Origin of the sequence: Pseudomonas sp. RU47 (genome assembly GCF_004011755.1) — a bacterium.
Lineage (GTDB): Bacteria > Pseudomonadota > Gammaproteobacteria > Pseudomonadales > Pseudomonadaceae > Aquipseudomonas.
Genome location: NZ_CP022411.1, coordinates 4,389,609 through 4,405,843, shown reverse-complemented (window position 1 = coordinate 4,405,843; position 16,235 = coordinate 4,389,609). Strand labels below are relative to the sequence as shown.

Annotated in this window: 14 protein-coding genes; 5 read left to right on the top strand and 9 right to left on the bottom strand. The window is 60.0% G+C overall.

The genetic code is table 11. From position 1 onward, the window contains the following. Window positions 1-132: 132 nt before the first annotated feature. Window positions 133-1,125 (bottom strand): hypothetical protein, encoded by a 993-nt coding sequence (locus CCX46_RS20035; RefSeq protein WP_127929059.1) that lies wholly within the window; start codon window positions 1,123-1,125, stop codon window positions 133-135. Window positions 1,126-1,278: 153 nt separating this feature from the next. On the opposite strand from CCX46_RS20035, the gene selD reads away from it, so the two are divergent. Both selD and mnmH read left to right on the top strand, forming a co-directional pair. Beyond that, window positions 1,279-2,313 carry a selenide, water dikinase SelD gene (gene selD / locus CCX46_RS20030; RefSeq protein ID WP_127929058.1) on the top strand — a complete coding sequence of 345 codons (1,035 nt, stop codon included), beginning with the start codon at window positions 1,279-1,281 and terminating at the stop codon, window positions 2,311-2,313. Further along, complete coding sequence (gene mnmH, locus CCX46_RS20025; protein ID WP_127929057.1) at window positions 2,313-3,416, top strand: tRNA 2-selenouridine(34) synthase MnmH; 1,104 nt, start codon at window positions 2,313-2,315, stop codon at window positions 3,414-3,416. The genes selD and mnmH overlap by 1 nt, the downstream gene beginning before the upstream one ends. Window positions 3,417-3,535: 119 nt before the next feature. Here mnmH and CCX46_RS20020 read toward each other — a convergent pair whose 3' ends face one another. Next, window positions 3,536-4,210, bottom strand: a complete 675-nt coding sequence (locus tag CCX46_RS20020; RefSeq protein WP_122608618.1) for a histidine phosphatase family protein — start codon at window positions 4,208-4,210, stop codon at window positions 3,536-3,538. 341 nt (window positions 4,211-4,551) lie between these two features. Here CCX46_RS20020 and CCX46_RS20015 point away from each other — a divergent pair, with 341 nt between their 5' ends. Both CCX46_RS20015 and hemB read left to right on the top strand, forming a co-directional pair. After that, a complete protein-coding gene (locus CCX46_RS20015; RefSeq protein WP_127929056.1) occupies window positions 4,552-5,250 on the top strand; it encodes a glutathione binding-like protein in 699 nt (232 codons plus the stop codon). A gap of 249 nt (window positions 5,251-5,499) precedes the next feature. Continuing rightward, window positions 5,500-6,474 carry a porphobilinogen synthase gene (gene hemB, locus CCX46_RS20010; protein WP_127929055.1) on the top strand — a complete coding sequence of 325 codons (975 nt, stop codon included), beginning with the start codon at window positions 5,500-5,502 and terminating at the stop codon, window positions 6,472-6,474. 124 nt (window positions 6,475-6,598) lie between these two features. Here the strand turns inward: hemB and CCX46_RS20005 are convergent, their stop codons facing one another. Both CCX46_RS20005 and CCX46_RS20000 read right to left on the bottom strand, forming a co-directional pair. Then, window positions 6,599-8,134 carry an FAD-dependent oxidoreductase gene (locus tag CCX46_RS20005; protein ID WP_127929054.1) on the bottom strand — a complete coding sequence of 512 codons (1,536 nt, stop codon included), beginning with the start codon at window positions 8,132-8,134 and terminating at the stop codon, window positions 6,599-6,601. A gap of 311 nt (window positions 8,135-8,445) precedes the next feature. Continuing rightward, on the bottom strand, window positions 8,446-10,650 hold the full coding sequence (locus CCX46_RS20000) for a TonB-dependent receptor (RefSeq protein WP_127929053.1): 2,205 nt from the start codon (window positions 10,648-10,650) through the stop codon (window positions 8,446-8,448). A gap of 253 nt (window positions 10,651-10,903) precedes the next feature. On the opposite strand from CCX46_RS20000, the gene CCX46_RS19995 reads away from it, so the two are divergent. Next, a complete protein-coding gene (locus CCX46_RS19995) occupies window positions 10,904-11,995 on the top strand; it encodes a DUF1615 domain-containing protein (protein WP_127929052.1) in 1,092 nt (363 codons plus the stop codon). Between the two features lie 70 nt (window positions 11,996-12,065). Here the strand turns inward: CCX46_RS19995 and CCX46_RS19990 are convergent, their stop codons facing one another. The 5 genes from CCX46_RS19990 to CCX46_RS19970 all read right to left on the bottom strand — a co-directional run bounded on the left by CCX46_RS19990 (window position 12,066) and on the right by CCX46_RS19970 (window position 16,234). Beyond that, on the bottom strand, window positions 12,066-12,389 hold the full coding sequence (locus CCX46_RS19990) for a hypothetical protein (protein ID WP_127929051.1): 324 nt from the start codon (window positions 12,387-12,389) through the stop codon (window positions 12,066-12,068). A gap of 132 nt (window positions 12,390-12,521) precedes the next feature. Then, entirely contained in the window at window positions 12,522-13,214 is a 693-nt protein-coding gene (locus CCX46_RS19985; RefSeq protein WP_127929050.1) for an anti-sigma factor, read from the bottom strand. Further along, window positions 13,211-13,744, bottom strand: coding sequence for a sigma-70 family RNA polymerase sigma factor (locus tag CCX46_RS19980; protein WP_127929049.1), 534 nt, complete (start codon window positions 13,742-13,744; stop codon window positions 13,211-13,213). The genes CCX46_RS19985 and CCX46_RS19980 overlap by 4 nt, the downstream gene beginning before the upstream one ends. A 165-nt stretch (window positions 13,745-13,909) precedes the next feature. Next, window positions 13,910-14,431: a DUF3455 domain-containing protein gene (locus CCX46_RS19975; RefSeq protein ID WP_116030600.1), complete on the bottom strand. Its 522-nt coding sequence runs from the start codon at window positions 14,429-14,431 to the stop codon at window positions 13,910-13,912. 168 nt (window positions 14,432-14,599) lie between these two features. Continuing rightward, on the bottom strand, window positions 14,600-16,234 hold the full coding sequence (locus CCX46_RS19970) for an ABC transporter ATP-binding protein (protein WP_127929048.1): 1,635 nt from the start codon (window positions 16,232-16,234) through the stop codon (window positions 14,600-14,602). Window position 16,235: the final 1 nt, after the last annotated feature.

The following is a 16,235-nucleotide window of genomic DNA, read 5'->3' as shown; positions in this document are numbered from 1 at the left end:
GGCTCCTCAAGCAATTGTCGAGCAAGGTCAGCCTCGGGCAACCCGACGAGGCGGGTCGCACTGGCAACCGTTGCTTGCTGGCGTTGCCGGGCTTTGAAACGTTCGATTCGATCCGTCATGGCAGTTCTCCTTTCAAGCAGCGGCAGACAACTGCGCCCATCCCGAGCGAAACGCTTTCTGCGGCTCACTCATTTCACCGTTCAGCGTCGTGACGAAATCGATGATTTCATCGAACAACGCTTGCGCCTCAATTCCGGTTTTTCGCGCTCGGATGAAAGCCTCCTTGAGCGTCGGAGGATTGCTAGCGAGCAGATTCATCGCTGCTTGAACTTTGGCGGGCAGGAAGTCGCTACCCATGCCCAGCAGGAACTCATTGATTTGCTGCTTATCCTCTTCACTGGCGCCGCCATTGCACGCGGCGCTCGCCTGTGCAACGGCTTGCATGGCAATCAGCATGCGGAAATAGGCTTCATGGCTGTCAATGCATGCCTTGGCTTTTGCGAGCGCCTCGCAGAAGCGCCTTTCCCTGACCTCACTCTTCGCCTTTTCGCGGTTCTCGCCGCGAGTTTCAGCATTTTTTTCCTTGCGCTCTTCCAGTTCTTTTTTGGCATTCCAATAGGTCGCCATCGAGGTTCCGAAGTCGGCTACATAGTCCCGGGAACTGTCGTAACCGCTGGTGATGGTTTCGCGGGTGAAATCGTAAGCATCACTCAGGACATCGCCCACTTTGTCAGCAGCGTCCACAACGGATTCAACGGCCGCGGTGTAAACGTCTGCCACAACGTCGGCGGCATTGGAGGCGGTTTCGACAGTGGAGTTGTAGGCATCGGATACGGCATCGCCAACCTTTTCGGCTGCTTCAGTCACGACGTCAGTCACCGCATCGGCGGCATCGGAAATCGTTTCGACGGTGGCGCCATACAGATCGCCGACCTTGTCTCCAACGATGTCAGCGGCTTCTGCAACGGTCTCGCGGGTCGCATCGAATGCGCGGCCGACCGCGCTGGTGATAGAGGAGAAAATAAATGTCGTGTTGAAACTTTCTGGACAAAAGGGCTCGGGTTCGCGTCGCCAAGAATCGATAAAGGAGCCAGTTTCGGTTGGTTTGGAGGCGCGTTGTTTCATAGTAGTCCCTGACTTTGAATGAAGCGTTGCGCGATTCTCCCTGGTTGAAGGGTGATGTCAATATGCCTTCAGTTATCTTAAGAGGGATTGACACCGCCGAGCTGATTTGGACCTCTGCTAGAATCGGCCCCATCAACAGCCTGAGACTCCCCCATGAGCGAGCCGATTCGTCTGACCCAATACAGCCACGGCGCCGGTTGCGGCTGCAAGATTTCCCCGCAGGTGCTGGAAGTGATTCTGGCCGGCAGCGGTGCCCAGAACCTTGATCCGAAACTGTGGGTCGGCAATGCCTCACGCGATGACGCGGCGGTGTATGAGATCGATGCCGAGCGCGGCGTGGTGTCGACCACGGACTTTTTCATGCCGATCGTCGATGACCCGTTCGACTTCGGCCGCATTGCCGCGACCAACGCGATCAGCGACATCTATGCAATGGGCGGTGATCCGCTGATGGCCATCGCGATTCTCGGCTGGCCGGTCAATGTGCTGGCGCCGGAAGTGGCGCGTGAAGTGATTCGCGGCGGCCGTGCCGTTTGCGACGCGGCGGGCATTGCGCTGGCGGGCGGGCACTCGATCGATGCGCCGGAGCCGATCTTCGGCCTCGCCGTCACCGGACTGGTGGAAAAGCGCCACATGAAGCGCAACGACACCGCCACCGCCGGTTGCCTGTTGTACCTGACCAAACCGTTGGGCATCGGCATCCTCACCACCGCCGAGAAGAAGGGCAAATTGCGTGCCGCCGATGTCGGCGTAGCCCGCGACTGGATGTGCACCCTGAACAAACCCGGCAGCCGCTTCGGCAAACTCGCCGGTGTCACGGCAATGACCGACGTCACCGGTTTTGGCCTGCTCGGGCATCTGGTGGAAATGGCGGACGGCAGCAAGCTCACCGCACGCATCGCCTATGACCGGGTGCCGCGTCTGGACAGCGTCGAGTATTACCTCGATCAGGGCTGCGTGCCCGGCGGTACGCTGCGCAATTTCGACAGCTACGCGAGCAAGGTCGGCCGTGTGCAGGAGCTGCATAAACGCGTGCTCTGCGACCCGCAAACCAGTGGTGGTCTGCTAATCGCCGTGACGCCTGAAGGCAATGAAGAATTCCTTGCTATCGCCGCCGAACTGGGCCTGAACCTTGCGCCAATCGGCGAACTGGTTGAGCGACAGACGAACGCAGTCGAGGTGATTTGATGCTCCGCGACTGCACTGACTACCGAGACATTTTCCTCAACGACCGGCCGCTGATGGATGCCCGCGCGCCGATCGAGTTCTCCCACGGTGCGTTCCCCGGGGTAGTCAATCTGCCGCTGATGAACGACCGTGAGCGCGAACAGGTGGGCACCTGTTACAAACAGCACGGACAGCAAGCTGCGATTGCCTTGGGTGAGCGCCTGGTGTCCGCCGAAGTTCGGGAGAAGCGCATTCAAGGCTGGGTCGAGTTCGCTCGTAACAACCCCGATGGCTATTTGTATTGTTTTCGCGGCGGCCTGCGTTCACAGATCGTCCAGCAATGGATCAAGGACGAGGGTGGCATCGATTACCCGCGCGTCGGCGGTGGTTACAAGGCCATGCGCACGTTCCTCTTGGAGACCGTCGATCAGGCTGTGACCGAATGCGAACTGGTCCTGCTTGGTGGCATGACCGGCACCGGCAAGACCGAAGTGCTGGTGCAGTTGAGCAATGGTCTGGATCTGGAAGGTCATGCCAATCATCGCGGCTCGAGTTTTGGCAAGCGTGCCACGGGACAGCCGACCAACATCGATTTCGAAAACCGTCTGGCCGTCGATGTGCTGAAAAAACGTGCTGGCGGGATCGGGCAATTTGTCCTGGAGGACGAGAGCCGGGTAGTCGGCAGTTGTGCCTTGCCATTGCCTTTGTACAGGGGCATGCAAGCGGCTCCGCTGGTATGGCTAGAGGACAGCCTCGACAATCGGGTCGAGCGGATCCTGCAGGATTATGTAATCGACCTGCATGCCGAGTTCGTCGCTGTGCATGGCGAGCTCGGTTTTGCTTTGTATGCGGAACGATTGATTTCCAGCCTGAACAATATTCAGCGACGACTGGGTGGCGAGCGCTATCAACGCATGTATTTGCAGATGGAAGCGGCGCTGTCCGAACAGGCGCGCAACGGTTCGGTCGAGCTCTTCCGTGAGTGGATCGGTGTATTGCTGCGCGACTATTACGACCCGATGTATGTGTTCCAGCGTGAGAAGAAGGGCGGGCGGATCGAGTTTGCCGGAGAGCGTGGGGCGGTGCTTGAGTATTTGCGTGAGCGGGTGAATCAGACGCTTTGAGGTTGTAGCGGCGGGCCCCTTCGCGAGCAGGCTCGCTCCCACATTGGATCTGCGTGAAATACAAATCCCCTGTGGGAGCGAGCCTGCTCGCGAAAGGGCCGGGCCAGGCCACACAAAACTCAGGTCGGACAGGTATCTTTGCCGTTATCCAGCCCCTGCTTGTAGCTGTGGCTCTGCAAACTGGCCTTGCCGTTGTGCCAGGTCAGGGTCAGTACATACAGCGAGTCAAAGTCGTTGCCCGCCCAGTCCTCGGTGATGTTCTGCTTCTCGCCGACCGCTTTGCCCGCCACCTTGTTGATCAACTCTGGCAGATAGCCGTGCGACCAGGCGGTGTAGATCGTCGAGTTGTGATACTTGTCTTCCAGCAGTTCGCGGGCCAGATCGCTGGTGTCATTGGCCGAAAACTCGATGTTCACCGGCAGACCGAGCTTGATCGCCGCCGGGCTGATGGTCATCAGCGGGCGGATGTAGCTGTAGGAGTTGTCCAGCTCACCTTCCTCGACATTGCGCGTCGGATTGGCGGCAAACACGTAATCGGCCTTGCCGAATTTCTCCGGCAGCAGGGTCGACAGGTCGATGGCGCGGTTCAGGCCCTGACAGTTGAGCTGACCAAGACCGCCCTCGGGTTTCTCTGCGTGGCGCAGGAACACCAGCGTCTGGGTGCCATCCGCCGGTTGCGCACGGCTTTCGCTGGACTCAAGCGACAGGAACAGCGCACTGACAGCCAGCAGGGAAGGCAGGGCCACATACGCGCGATGTTTGAAGCGTTTGGCGAAACGCATAAGGTTCGTCATGAAATAGAAAGTTCTTCAGCTGATTCAATTAAGGCTGACAAACCTTTACACCACGGGCTCCCAGCACCGGGTGTTTTCCCTGTCGTGAACGGCTTCCTTTGCAATAAAGGCATAGCTCAGAGTCCCCTGAGGGCCGTTTGGTTCGATCGTCAGAGTGCGCAGCACTCTAACGGCTATGTTCAGCGGCCTGGTGGCAGGTTAACGACAGGATGTTACGGTTCATGGAGGCGCTGGCGCAGGCTGCGATTTTTTGCAGGCTGCAAAGGCTCAAGATCAAAAGATCGCGGCCTGCGCGGCGCCTACATTATGATCAGCCTTTAATTTGTGACTGGATGCTTCCCATGACCGATCTGTCCGCGTTCCCGATCACCCAGAAATGGCCGGCGCAGTACCCAGACTGGATTCAGCTCTATTCCTTGCCGACGCCCAACGGCGTCAAAGTCTCGATCATGCTCGAAGAAATCGGCCTGCCGTACGAGCCGCACAAGGTTGCTTTCGATAACCGGGATCAGTTGTCCGCTGAGTTTCTCTCGCTGAACCCGAACAACAAGATCCCGGCGATCCTCGACCCGCACGGCCCCGGGGACCAGCCACTGCCGCTGTTCGAGTCGGGGGCGATCCTGATTTATCTGGCCGACAAAAGCGGTCAGTTGCTGGCGCAGGAAGGCGTGCTGCGCTACGAAACGATCCAGTGGCTGATGTTCCAGATGGGCGGCATCGGCCCGATGTTCGGCCAGCTCGGTTTCTTCAACAAGTTCGCCGGCAAGGACTACGAAGACAAACGTCCGCGTGATCGTTATGTCGATGAAAGCAAACGCCTGCTCAAAGTGCTCGATGGCCGGCTCGAGGGCCGTGACTGGATCATGGGCGAGCGTTACACCATTGCGGATATCGCCACGTTTCCGTGGGTGCGTAATTTGATCGGGTTTTATGAGGCCGGTGATCTGGTGGGCATCAGCAACTTCCCGAACGTTACCCGTGTGCTGGAGCGATTCCTCGCCCGCCCAGCGGTCATTCGCGGCCTGACCATCCCTTCCTGACTACACACATAACCCCTGTGGGAGCGAGCCTGCTCGCGAATTCGGTGTATCGGAAACAATTGGGTTGACTGATACGACGCCTTCGCGAGCAGGCTCGCTCCCACAAGGGAATTGGTGTTGCGGCGCATAGATTGTTACACCCCCGGTAATGCACTCTTGATTGATCCAGGTTTGTACGCCAGCCCCCGCAAGGCATAAGCTTCGCCCCCTACGACTTTCGTCTCATCTGCCGTTTTCAGGAAAGGCCCCATGTCCAGTCAGTTCCCCGAAGCACGTCCCCGCCGTCTGCGCCGCAATGCGAGCCTGCGCAGCCTGTTCCAGGAAACCGAGTTCAGTCTGAATGATCTGGTGCTGCCGATTTTCGTCGAGGAAGAAATCGACGACTTCGTCCCGATCAAAAGCATGCCCGGTGTGATGCGCATTCCCGAGCGCAAACTGGCCAGCGAAATCGAGCGTTATGCCCGTGCTGGCATCAAGTCGGTGATGACCTTCGGCGTGTCCCACCATCTGGACAGCAACGGCAGTGACACCTGGCGCGAAGAAGGCCTGGTTTCGCGCATGTCGCGCATTGCCAAAGACGCAGTGCCGGAGATGATCGTGATGTCCGACACGTGCTTCTGCGAATACACCGATCACGGCCACTGCGGCGTGATGCACAACCATGAAGTCGACAACGACCAGACCCTGATCAACCTCGGCAAGCAAGCCGTGGCGGCGGCGCGTGCCGGTGCTGATGTGATCGCGCCGTCGGCGGCGATGGACGGTCAGGTGCGGGCGATTCGGCAGGCGCTGGATGCGGCCGGGTTCACCCAGATTCCGATCATGGCTTACTCGACCAAATTTGCTTCGGCACTCTACGGCCCGTTCCGCGAGGCCGGTGGCAGCGCGCTGAAAGGCGATCGCAAAAGCTATCAGATGAACCCGATGAACCGCCGCGAAGCCCTGCGCGAATCGCTGCTCGACGAGCAGGAAGGCGCCGACGCGCTGATGGTCAAACCGGCCGGTGCGTACCTCGACATCATCCGCGACATCCGCGAAGCCTCGAACTTGCCGTTGTCGGCGTATCAGGTCAGCGGCGAGTACGCGATGATCAAGTTCGGTGCGCAGGCCGGGGCGATTGATGAGGATCGTGTGGTGCGTGAGAGCCTGGGCGCGATCAAGCGGGCGGGTGCTGATTTGATCTTCACTTACTTTGCGATGGATCTGGCCCTGGCCGGGATCTGACGACCAACGCGTTACCCCTGTGGGAGCGAGCCTGCTCGCGAAAGCGGTTTGTCAGCTGACATTAGTGTTGACTGACACGACGCTTTCGCGAGCAGGCTCGCTCCCACATTTGATTTGTGGTGGGTCAGGGGCAGTTGAAGTAGGTCCGGATGCCGTGATCGCGGAAGTAGCGTTCAATCACCTTCGGATCCGCGCTGTTCTCGGCAATCGCCACATACGTATCCGGGCGCAGCAGATAAAAGCCATTACGCCCCAATCCTGCCGTTTCAAACGCCGGGCGCCAGTCGAACACATGCAGCGGCAAATGATGTTCCTGGCACCAGGCGATCATTTCGTCGCTGGTGTCACCGTACACATGCACCTGCCAGCATGGCTGTCTGAGCGGTTCGTAATTGTCTCCCTCACCATCATGCGCCCACGGCAAGCGGTCGCCGCCGTGGACGTGGCCGGCCGCGCCCTGGCTCAACGGCATGCCGCGATAGTTGAGGGTGACCTGCGAAACGGTGCGAAAAAGGAACTCGCGACTGGCCTCGAACGAGGCCATTTTCGGGATCAGAAACGGTGCCACACGCATACGCAGCAGATCAGCCATACGCCCCTCGGCGGTGACGAAACTGAAGACCTTGTCGGTGGTCGACACCAGTCGACGAGCGAAGGCAATGCGTTCGGTTTCGTAGCTGTCGAGCAGGCGTGGTTCGGCTGCGCCGCTGAGCACGGCGGCGAGTTTCCACGCCAGATTGATCGCATCGCCAATGCCGGTGTTCATGCCCTGACCGCCGGCGGGGCTGTGCACATGCGCCGCGTCGCCGAGCAGAAACGCGCGGCCACTGCGAAAATGCTCGGCCACGCGGTGATGCACGCGGTAGGTAGAGAACCAGTGCACGTCTTCGATGTGCACCTTGAGATGTTCGATGGCGCGGCTGCTGACATCGGAAAATTCCAGGGTTTCGGCGCGATCCGCACGTTCGTCACGCACGGTGCCGATCAGCCTTGCGCGGCCTTCGCCAGCGAGAGGAAACACGGCGAGAAAGTCCGCCTCATCCAGATCCAGGTGCAACTCGCCGTTCATCGCCGGGCCGCTGGCCTTGACGTCGGCCACGTAGAAAATCTGCTGATAAGTGCCGCCGGGGAAACCGCTGTCGAGGGTTTTGCGCACGATTGAGCGGGCGCCGTCACAGCCGGCCAGATAACAGGCTTGGCAGATTTCCTGCTCGCCATCGGGCAGGCGCAAATGCGCGGTGATGCCGTCGCCGGTTTCCTCGAAACTTTCCAGTGTCGTGTCGCGTTCGACCGTGATGCCATAGTCCTCGAGACGCTCGATCAGCAGCCGTTCATGTTCATCCTGCGGGAAGATTTCGACGAACGCATAGGGTGTCAGGCCTTCGCCGATGCGATTCAGTGGCAATTGCGCGACCGGTTTGCCGTTGACCCAGAAATTCGCCGCCGCCACCCGATGGCCGTTGCGCACCACGGTGTCGGCCAGATCCAGTTGGCGGTACAACTCAAGGGTGCGCGCCTGCACTGCCAGCGCTCGCGAAGTGGTGCCGGGTGCGGAGGTTTTATCGATGATGCGCACGCGTACGCCGAGTTTGCTCAGCCACAGGGCCAGCACCAGACCGGTCGGGCCGGCGCCGATGATCAGAACGTCGCTGCGGTTCATGGGCCTGTCCTCCGTTTGCTGTGCAGCAAGTATGGATCAGAAGGAGAGGGTGGCCAGTTGATCGGCCAGACGGAAAAGGCCCCGCAGCGGTGAGGCTGTGGGGCCTTTTTCGGGTGTTCGGCTGGGGGGCTTTTGCGTGGCGTAGATCCGGGCCCCTCACCCCAGCCCTCTCCCGAGGGAGAGGGAGCCGATTTGTGTGTTTTTTAAGACCTGAGTTCGACTCGATATTTCAGGTCGGTGTAACTTGCAAGAACACCACGGTCAGTCCCCTCTCCCTCTGGGAGAGGGCTAGGGTGAGGGGCTTTTCAGCTTTAAAAATCAATGGTGCCGGACAACTTGGCAACCCGCGGCTCACCCTGAGTCAGATACCCACCCTGAGCCGATTCCCAGTACTTCTTGTTCGCCAGATTCTCCACGCCCAGACGCACGGTCACGTCCTTCTCCGACACCTTGAACGCATAACGCGCACCGGCATCGAAGCGGTTCCAGGTCGGCAGGCTGAGGTTGTTCGCCGCGTCAGCGTATTGACCACCAGTGCGCAGCATCCGCGCATTCAGCGCTACACCTTGCAGACCCGGCACGTCCCAATCCGCGCCAGCGTTGAACTGGAAGGTCGGCACACCGATCGCACGATTGCCGTCGTTGGCGCCGTTGAGGGTGTTCTTCAGTTCGGTGTCCATCAGGGTAAGGCCGCTGATCAGGCGCAGGCCCTGGATCGGCTCGCCGAACACGTTCATTTCTACGCCTTTGTTGACCTGCTCGCCTTCACGTACGTAGGTGCAGGTGGTGGCGCTGTCGATTTCGCAGTAACCATCGCTTGGCTGTTCGATGCGATAGACACCCAGGCTCGCGCCGTAAGTGCCCATGTCGACTTTCACCCCGGCCTCGGTTTGCTTGGAGCGGGCCGGTGCGTAAACCTCGTTGCCGTTGGTCACACGGAAACCACCGGAGCTGGTCGGCGAGGTCGGACCCTGTGCCAGGCCTTCGATGTGGTTGGCGTAGAACGACACATGTTCCCATGGCTTGAACACCACGCCGTACACCGGCGTAGTGATCGACTCGTCGTAGCTCGAGGAGCGCGGGCCGCTGCCATAACTGGCGTAGCTGTAACCTTGGACCACCAGTTGCTGGCGACGCAGGCCGGCGGTGACCAGCAGGCGATCATCGAAGAAACCGAGGGTGTCGGAAATCGCGATGCTGCGGTTGAAGGTCTTGCCGACGATCCCCGGATCATTCAAGTCGCCACCGGCAAAGTTGCCCACCGGCGACGGCGTCTGCACCGGGTGATAGATGTTGTTGGCGTACTGGGTCAGGTCGAAATCATAGGCGCTGCGCTGTTCGGCCCAGATACCGGTCAACCCGAAATTGACCTTGTGACTGATCGCGCCGGTATTGAATTTGCCGTTGAGGCCAGCCATGACGCTGGTGTTGTCTTCATCGTGGGGGACGAACGAACCCGTGGTAAACGACGCGCCGCTGTTGCCAACCAAAGTGGTTGAGTTGTAGCGCCCGACTTCGCGGGTGTGCTTGGCGCCGCCGGCCGCGTAAGCGGTCCAGTTGTCGTTCAGGTCATATTCGGCGCGAAGCATGCCGAAGGTGTCTTCGATGTCGGTGTAGCCCCACTTCGGCGCGTAGTTGGTGTCGGCTGACGGCGCATCCGGGATGTGCGTGGCGGTGCCGAGGTTGACCGAGCTGCGGCCACCGTTGACGCGCTCTTTCTGGTAGGCGAAGTCGCCGGAGATGCGCAGGGCGTCACCGCGATAGTCGAGGCCGATGGCGAACAGTTTCGAGCGCTGGTTCTCGTGATCGATACCGGTGTCGCCTTCGCGCTGAGACAGGTTGATCCGGGCGCCAAAGCGGTTGTCTTCACCGAAACGCTGGCCGATGTCGAAGTGATGACCGATACGGCCTTCGCTGTTGATATCGGTGGTGTAACGCCGCAGCGGCACGTCGCCGGCGCGTTTCGGTTGCAGGTTGACGCCACCGCCGATGCCGGAACCGGTCGGGGTCACGCCGTTGATAAAGGCATTGGGGCCTTTGAACACTTCCACGCGCTCCAGGGCGTCGGTGGAAATGATCTGCCGTGGCAGCACGCCGTACAGGCCGTTATAGGAAATGTCATCGCCGTTCAGCGGCAGGCCACGGATCATGAAGACTTGCGCCTGGTTGGAGAAACCCGAGGCCTGACGCACCGACGAATCGTTGAGCAGCACGTCGGCGACGTTTTCGGCCTGCTGATCCTGAATCAATTGCTCAGTGTAGGAGGCGGCGCTGAACGGCACGTCCATCATGTCCTGATTGCCGAGCACGCCGAGTTGCCCACCGCGGGCTACTTGGCCACCCGCGTAAACCGGGGGCAGGGCGTTGGGCGTCGGGGCCTGGGCATTGACGTTGACGTCGTCCAGCACCAGCGCCTTGTTATCGCCTTCAGCGGCGTGAGCGGTGACAGTCAGGGAGCACAGCAGGGCGAGAAGCGTCGGGCGAAACGGGACGGCGAGTCGAGCTGGAGCGGGCATGTAGATACCTGGAGGCGCACGGCCGGTGAGAAAAATAAGGGCGGCGCGGGAACTCCTTGCGCAAATGCGACTCCAGGCACAAATGATAGATTTTCTCAGTAACGTTTTGCAATCAGTTTGTCATCAGTCGTCGATAGCTCTATTTCGGGGTAATTGGCGATACAGGGGAACAGGGCCAGAACACCGCAGTCCTAGCCTGCGCCACACCATTGAACGTATGGTGAACCCGGCACAACGGACTGGATGAAGTTTCATGCACAACTTTCGATTACCGATCTCGCTCGCCGCACTGCTGGTGCTCGCCGGTTGCGCGGGGCAGCGCGGCCAGGAACCGGTGCCCCGTGCGCCCGCTGAGGTGAAGGCCGAGATCGTGCGGCTGATGCCGGCCAAGACTGCAGATCGCCAAGGCTGGGCCACCGATATCTATGCAGCATTCGCCGCGCAGAACATCAGCCCGACCACGCAAAACCTCTGCTCGGTGCTGGCCGTTGCCGAGCAGGAATCCACCTTCCAGGCTGACCCCACGGTACCCGGCCTGGGCAAAATCGCCCGCGACGAAATCGATCGCCGCGCCGCCAAAGTGCATATTCCCAGCCTGTTGGTCAGCGGCGCTCTGCAAGTGCGTTCAACCAACGGCAAGACCTACAGCGAACGCCTGAATGCGGCGCGCAGTGAAAAAGAACTCAGCGCGATCTTCGACGACTTTATCGGTCGTGTGCCGATGGGCCGCACACTGTTCGGCGGCTTCAACCCGGTGCACACGGGCGGGCCGATGCAGGTCAGCATTGAATTTGCCGAACAGCACGCCAAAGACTATCCATACCCGGTAGACGGTACGATTCGCCGCGAAGTGTTCAGCCGCCGTGGTGGCATGTATTTCGGCATCGCGCATTTGCTCGGTTATCCGGTGAGTTATCGCGAGCCGCTGTACCGATTTGCTGATTTCAATGCCGGCTGGTACGCCAGTCGCAACGCGGCATTTCAAAACGCGGTGAGCCGCGCCTCCGGTATTCCGCTGGCACTCGATGGCGACCTGATCCGCTACGACTCGATCATGCCCGGCGGCACGGAACTGGCGGTGCGCACCCTCGGCAAGTCATTGGGCATGCGCAACCCGACCATTCGCGATCAGCTGGAGAAGGGCAAAACCGTGGAATTCGAAGAGACCAGACTCTATCAGCGGGTGTTTGAACTGGCGGAGCAAGCGGAGGGGAAAAAACTGCCGCGTGCGGTGTTGCCGGGGATCGTGCTGCAGAGCCCGAAGATCACCCGAAAACTCACCACAGCCTGGTTCGCCAAGCGCGTGGACGAGCGCTACAAGCGCTGCATGGCCAAGGCGAGATAAAACACACAGACATAAAAAACCCGGCCAGGGCAGCCGGGTTTTTCTGGGGTGTTGCGCTTACAGCCAATCATCAGGCAACGCGACGTTCGATCAGACGATCCGAACCACCTTCGGCAACGCGACGTTCGATCAGACGATCCGAGCCGCCTTCGGCAACGCGACGTTCGATCAGACGATCCGAGCCGCCTTCGGCAACGCGACGTTCGATCAGACGATCCGAACCACCTTCGGCAACGCGACGTTCGATCAGACGATCCGAGCCACCTTCAGCCACACGGCTTTCGATCAGTTTGTCCGAGCCGCCTTCGGCGATCAGGGTGTGGGCCGGGGTAGCGGCGAAAGCGTTGATAGCGAAGACCGAGAAAGCGATACCGAGAAGAGTCTGGCGTTTCATGATTGTGTGCTCCGGGGTGTTGTTGGTTGGTATGGAGCAGATGTTACGCCCGGGATTTTTTATGAGAACTTCATTGCCGTGATGGTGAACATCGATGCCGATGATGGTAGCCAGGAGCCGCAGAGCAGAGCCTTACAGCACCTTCACCGCGCGCCCGATCGCCTGAATCGGCCCGGTCGGTTTGCCGATCGGCGAGCCATTGGCGCCCTCAAGTGTCAGCTCGAACAGCTGATTGGGTTGCAGCGGCGGCAGCTTGTCCAGCGGCACCGATAAAGCTTCGCCTGGCTTGACCAGCCCCAGCGACACCGGCCCTTGCCAGCCGTCAGCCTTGGTCCAGAATTCCAGTGCCTTGTCGGCTGGCACTTCGACCACACCGAGCGGAATCAGCTGAATCTCGTGCGAATTGCTCGCCTGAATCACCCAGCCCGGGGCTTTGTCTTGCGGCGCGACCAATACCACTAGATAACTCGGTTTCGGCGTGGTCTGAGTCAGCAGGACCGAGCCCAAAATCAATGTGGCGGCCAGTCCGGCCGCACTCAACCCGCGCCAGAGTGGCAGCAGATTCCACCATGAGGTCGATGACGTTTTTGGCGCGAATCGTTCAAGGCTGCGTTCGATCCGTGGCCACAACAGCGCCGAGGGTTGTTGCACGGGCGCCAGATCGGTCAACTCCAGCAGGCGCCGCTCCCAGGCATCCACCGCTGCACGCAATTCAGGATCATTCGGCAAGCGTCGTTGCACCTCGATCCGTTGTTCAAAAGAAAGCGTACCGAGCACATATTCGCCGGCCAATTCATCGCGGTCTTGCGCTGATTCGCTGGTCATCCCATGCACTCCCGCAATGCGTTGAGGCTGCGTTTGATCCACGCTTTGACCGTGCCCAGCGGCGTATCTAAACGCGCGGCAATCTGCGCGTGGCTGTAGCCGTCGACATAGGCATGCAGGATGCAGTGGCGGCGTTGTGGCTCGAGTTTTTCGAGGCAACGATGAATGCGTGCCGAATGCGCATGGGCATCGAAATCGTCAGCATCCCCGACTGTTTCGTGCTCAACCCCGAGCGACGTTTCACGACCCTGATCTCGCAGCAGATTCAGCGCCAGATGCCGGGTCACGCTGAACATCCAGCCACGCGCCGAACCGCGCGCCGGATCAAACCCCGCCGCGCCGTTCCAGATCTTGATGAACGCCTCATGAACGATGTCCTCCGCCAGCGCCGTATCGCGCACCAGCCGTTTGGCCACGCCGAGCAGACGCGAGCCTTCCTGCACATACAAATCGCGCAGGGCCGCGCGCTCGCCTCGGGCACAGGCAGCGAGGCGGGCTTCGTAATCGAATGTGGATTCGGCTAAAGGCATGTCGTGCAATCTAGCCTACATTCCGCAAACATCCACACAATCCAGTTCCACCCTGTGGGAGCGAGCCTGCTCGCGAAGGCGGCGTGTCAGCCGATACATCCTTCTCTGACCCACCGCCTTCGCGAGCAGGCTCGCTCCCACTTTGGATCTCGGTAAGTCCGGAGATCAGTTCGCCGCCCAGAAAATATAGTCGGCCTGATATTTCACCACTTCCTGCTTGCCCTTGTTCGCCGCTGTGCATTCGCTGCCCGGCGCCACGCCGCCCTTGAGTGCGACACGCTGGATGTAACTCACGCCACTCATCGCGCCTTTGCCTTCTGCGGGATTGGCCTTGACCAGTTGATAGGGCAGGTTGCCCGGGCTTGATGGCGCCACGGCCAATTGCGTGCCGGTGACTTTCGAACCGTCCTTGGCTTGCCAGGTGGCGGGCGGGCCAAAGTAGGTGCCAACCTGCTTGCCACTGCGATCATTGAGCACCGCTTTCGGGCCGACAAACGTCCACTCGGTCTGTCCGGGGGTATTGGCTTTGTCACGGCATTCGTAGGTGATCTCGCCGACCCCGGTGGTTTCCATCGCGATCTTGTGGCCGTCCGGGACTTTGATCGCGTCGGGGTAACTGCCTTGGGCAAAAGTCGTCGAGGACAGGGCGAGCAAACCGGTGAGGCCAATCAGCTGGGTGATGTTCATCAGTGTTATCTCCGAAAAGGGTAGACCGCTGACAGCCGAAGAGGGCTGTTACAAGGACTACCCGTGACGGAGGCGTTTGGATGCAGTGCCCGGAAAATAAATTTCAATGACTCACCACCATCCCTGTAGGAGTGAGCCTGCTCGCGATGGCGGTGTGTCAGGCAGCACTCATGTCACTGGGATACCGCTTTCGCGAGCAGGCTCACTCCTACAGGGTTTTGTGTCGGGCTTGAGGCCGGAGGCGTTCAGGAGTTCCTGGGTGTAGGGATGTTGCGGCGCGGCGAAAATCTCGCGCGACGAACCCTGCTCAACCACCTTGCCATCCTTGATCACCATCAAGTCATGCGCCAACGCATGCACCACCGCCAGATCATGGCTGATGAACAAATAGGTCAGTCCATGCCTGATCTGCAATTGCCGCAACAACTCCACCACCTGCTTCTGCACCGTGCGATCCAGCGCCGAGGTCGGCTCATCGAGCAGAATCAGCGCCGGTTCCAGCACCAGCGCACGGGCGATGGAAATGCGCTGGCGCTGGCCACCGGAAAATTCGTGGGGATAGCGATGGCGGCTCTGTGGGTCGAGGCCGACTTCCTCCAATACGCGAATCACCGCCGCCTCACGCTCGGCTTCAGTGCCGATGCCATGGGTCAGCAACCCCTCGGCAATGATCTGCTGCACCGACATCCGTGGGCTGAGGCTGCCGAACGGGTCCTGGAACACCACCTGTATCTGCCGGCGCAACGGTCGCATCAAGCGCTGATTGAGCAGGCTCAATTGCTTGTTGCCGAATCGTATATTGCCCTCCGATTCGACCAGTCGCAGGATCGCCTGACCCAGCGTCGACTTGCCTGAACCCGACTCGCCAACAATGCCCAAGGTCTTGCCCCGTTGCAGGGTGAAACTCACGCCGTCCACCGCTTTGATGTAATCCTGCTGGCGGCTGAACAACGCCTTGGGCAGTGGAAACCACACCTTCAAATCATCGACTTCAAGCAAGTTGTGCTCGTACTCACTGGGCACCGGCGCGCCGCTGGGTTCAGCCTCGATCAACAAGCGACTGTAAGGATGCTGCGGCGCACCAAACAACGTTTCGCAATCGGCCTGCTCGACGATCTCGCCATGGCGCATCACGCACACCCGTTGCGCAATGCGCCGCACCAGATTGAGGTCATGGCTGATCAGCAACAGCGACATGCCAAGGCGTTGCTGCAACTCGATCAGCAGCTCAAGAATCTTCTGCTGCACCGTGACATCCAGCGCCGTGGTCGGCTCATCGGCGATCAACAGTTCCGGCTCGTTGGCCAGCGCCATGGCAATCATCACCCGTTGCCGCTGACCGCCGGAGAGTTGATGTGGATAGGCTTTCAAGCGCTGCAACGGCTGGCGGATGCCCACCAGCTCCAGCAGCTCCAACGTCCGCTCACGTGCCGCGCGCCCCTTCAAACCTTTGTGAATCTCCAGCACTTCGCTGACCTGCTTTTCCACCGTGTGCAACGGATTGAGCGAAGTCATCGGTTCCTGAAAAATCATCGCAATGCGGTTGCCGCGCAAGCCGCGCATCTGCTGCTCGCTGGCGTGCAATAAATCCACGCCGTTATAGCGGATCGCGCCGCTGCTGCTGACGTTCTTGCCCGGCAACAAACGCAGAATCGAATGCGCGGTCACCGACTTGCCCGAGCCGGACTCTCCGACCAGTGCCAGGCATTCGCCACGGCGAATATCCAGGTTCAATCCGTGCACCACTTCCTGTCCGGCGAATGCGACACGCAGATCGCGAATTTCAATCAGGTTGTCGTTCATG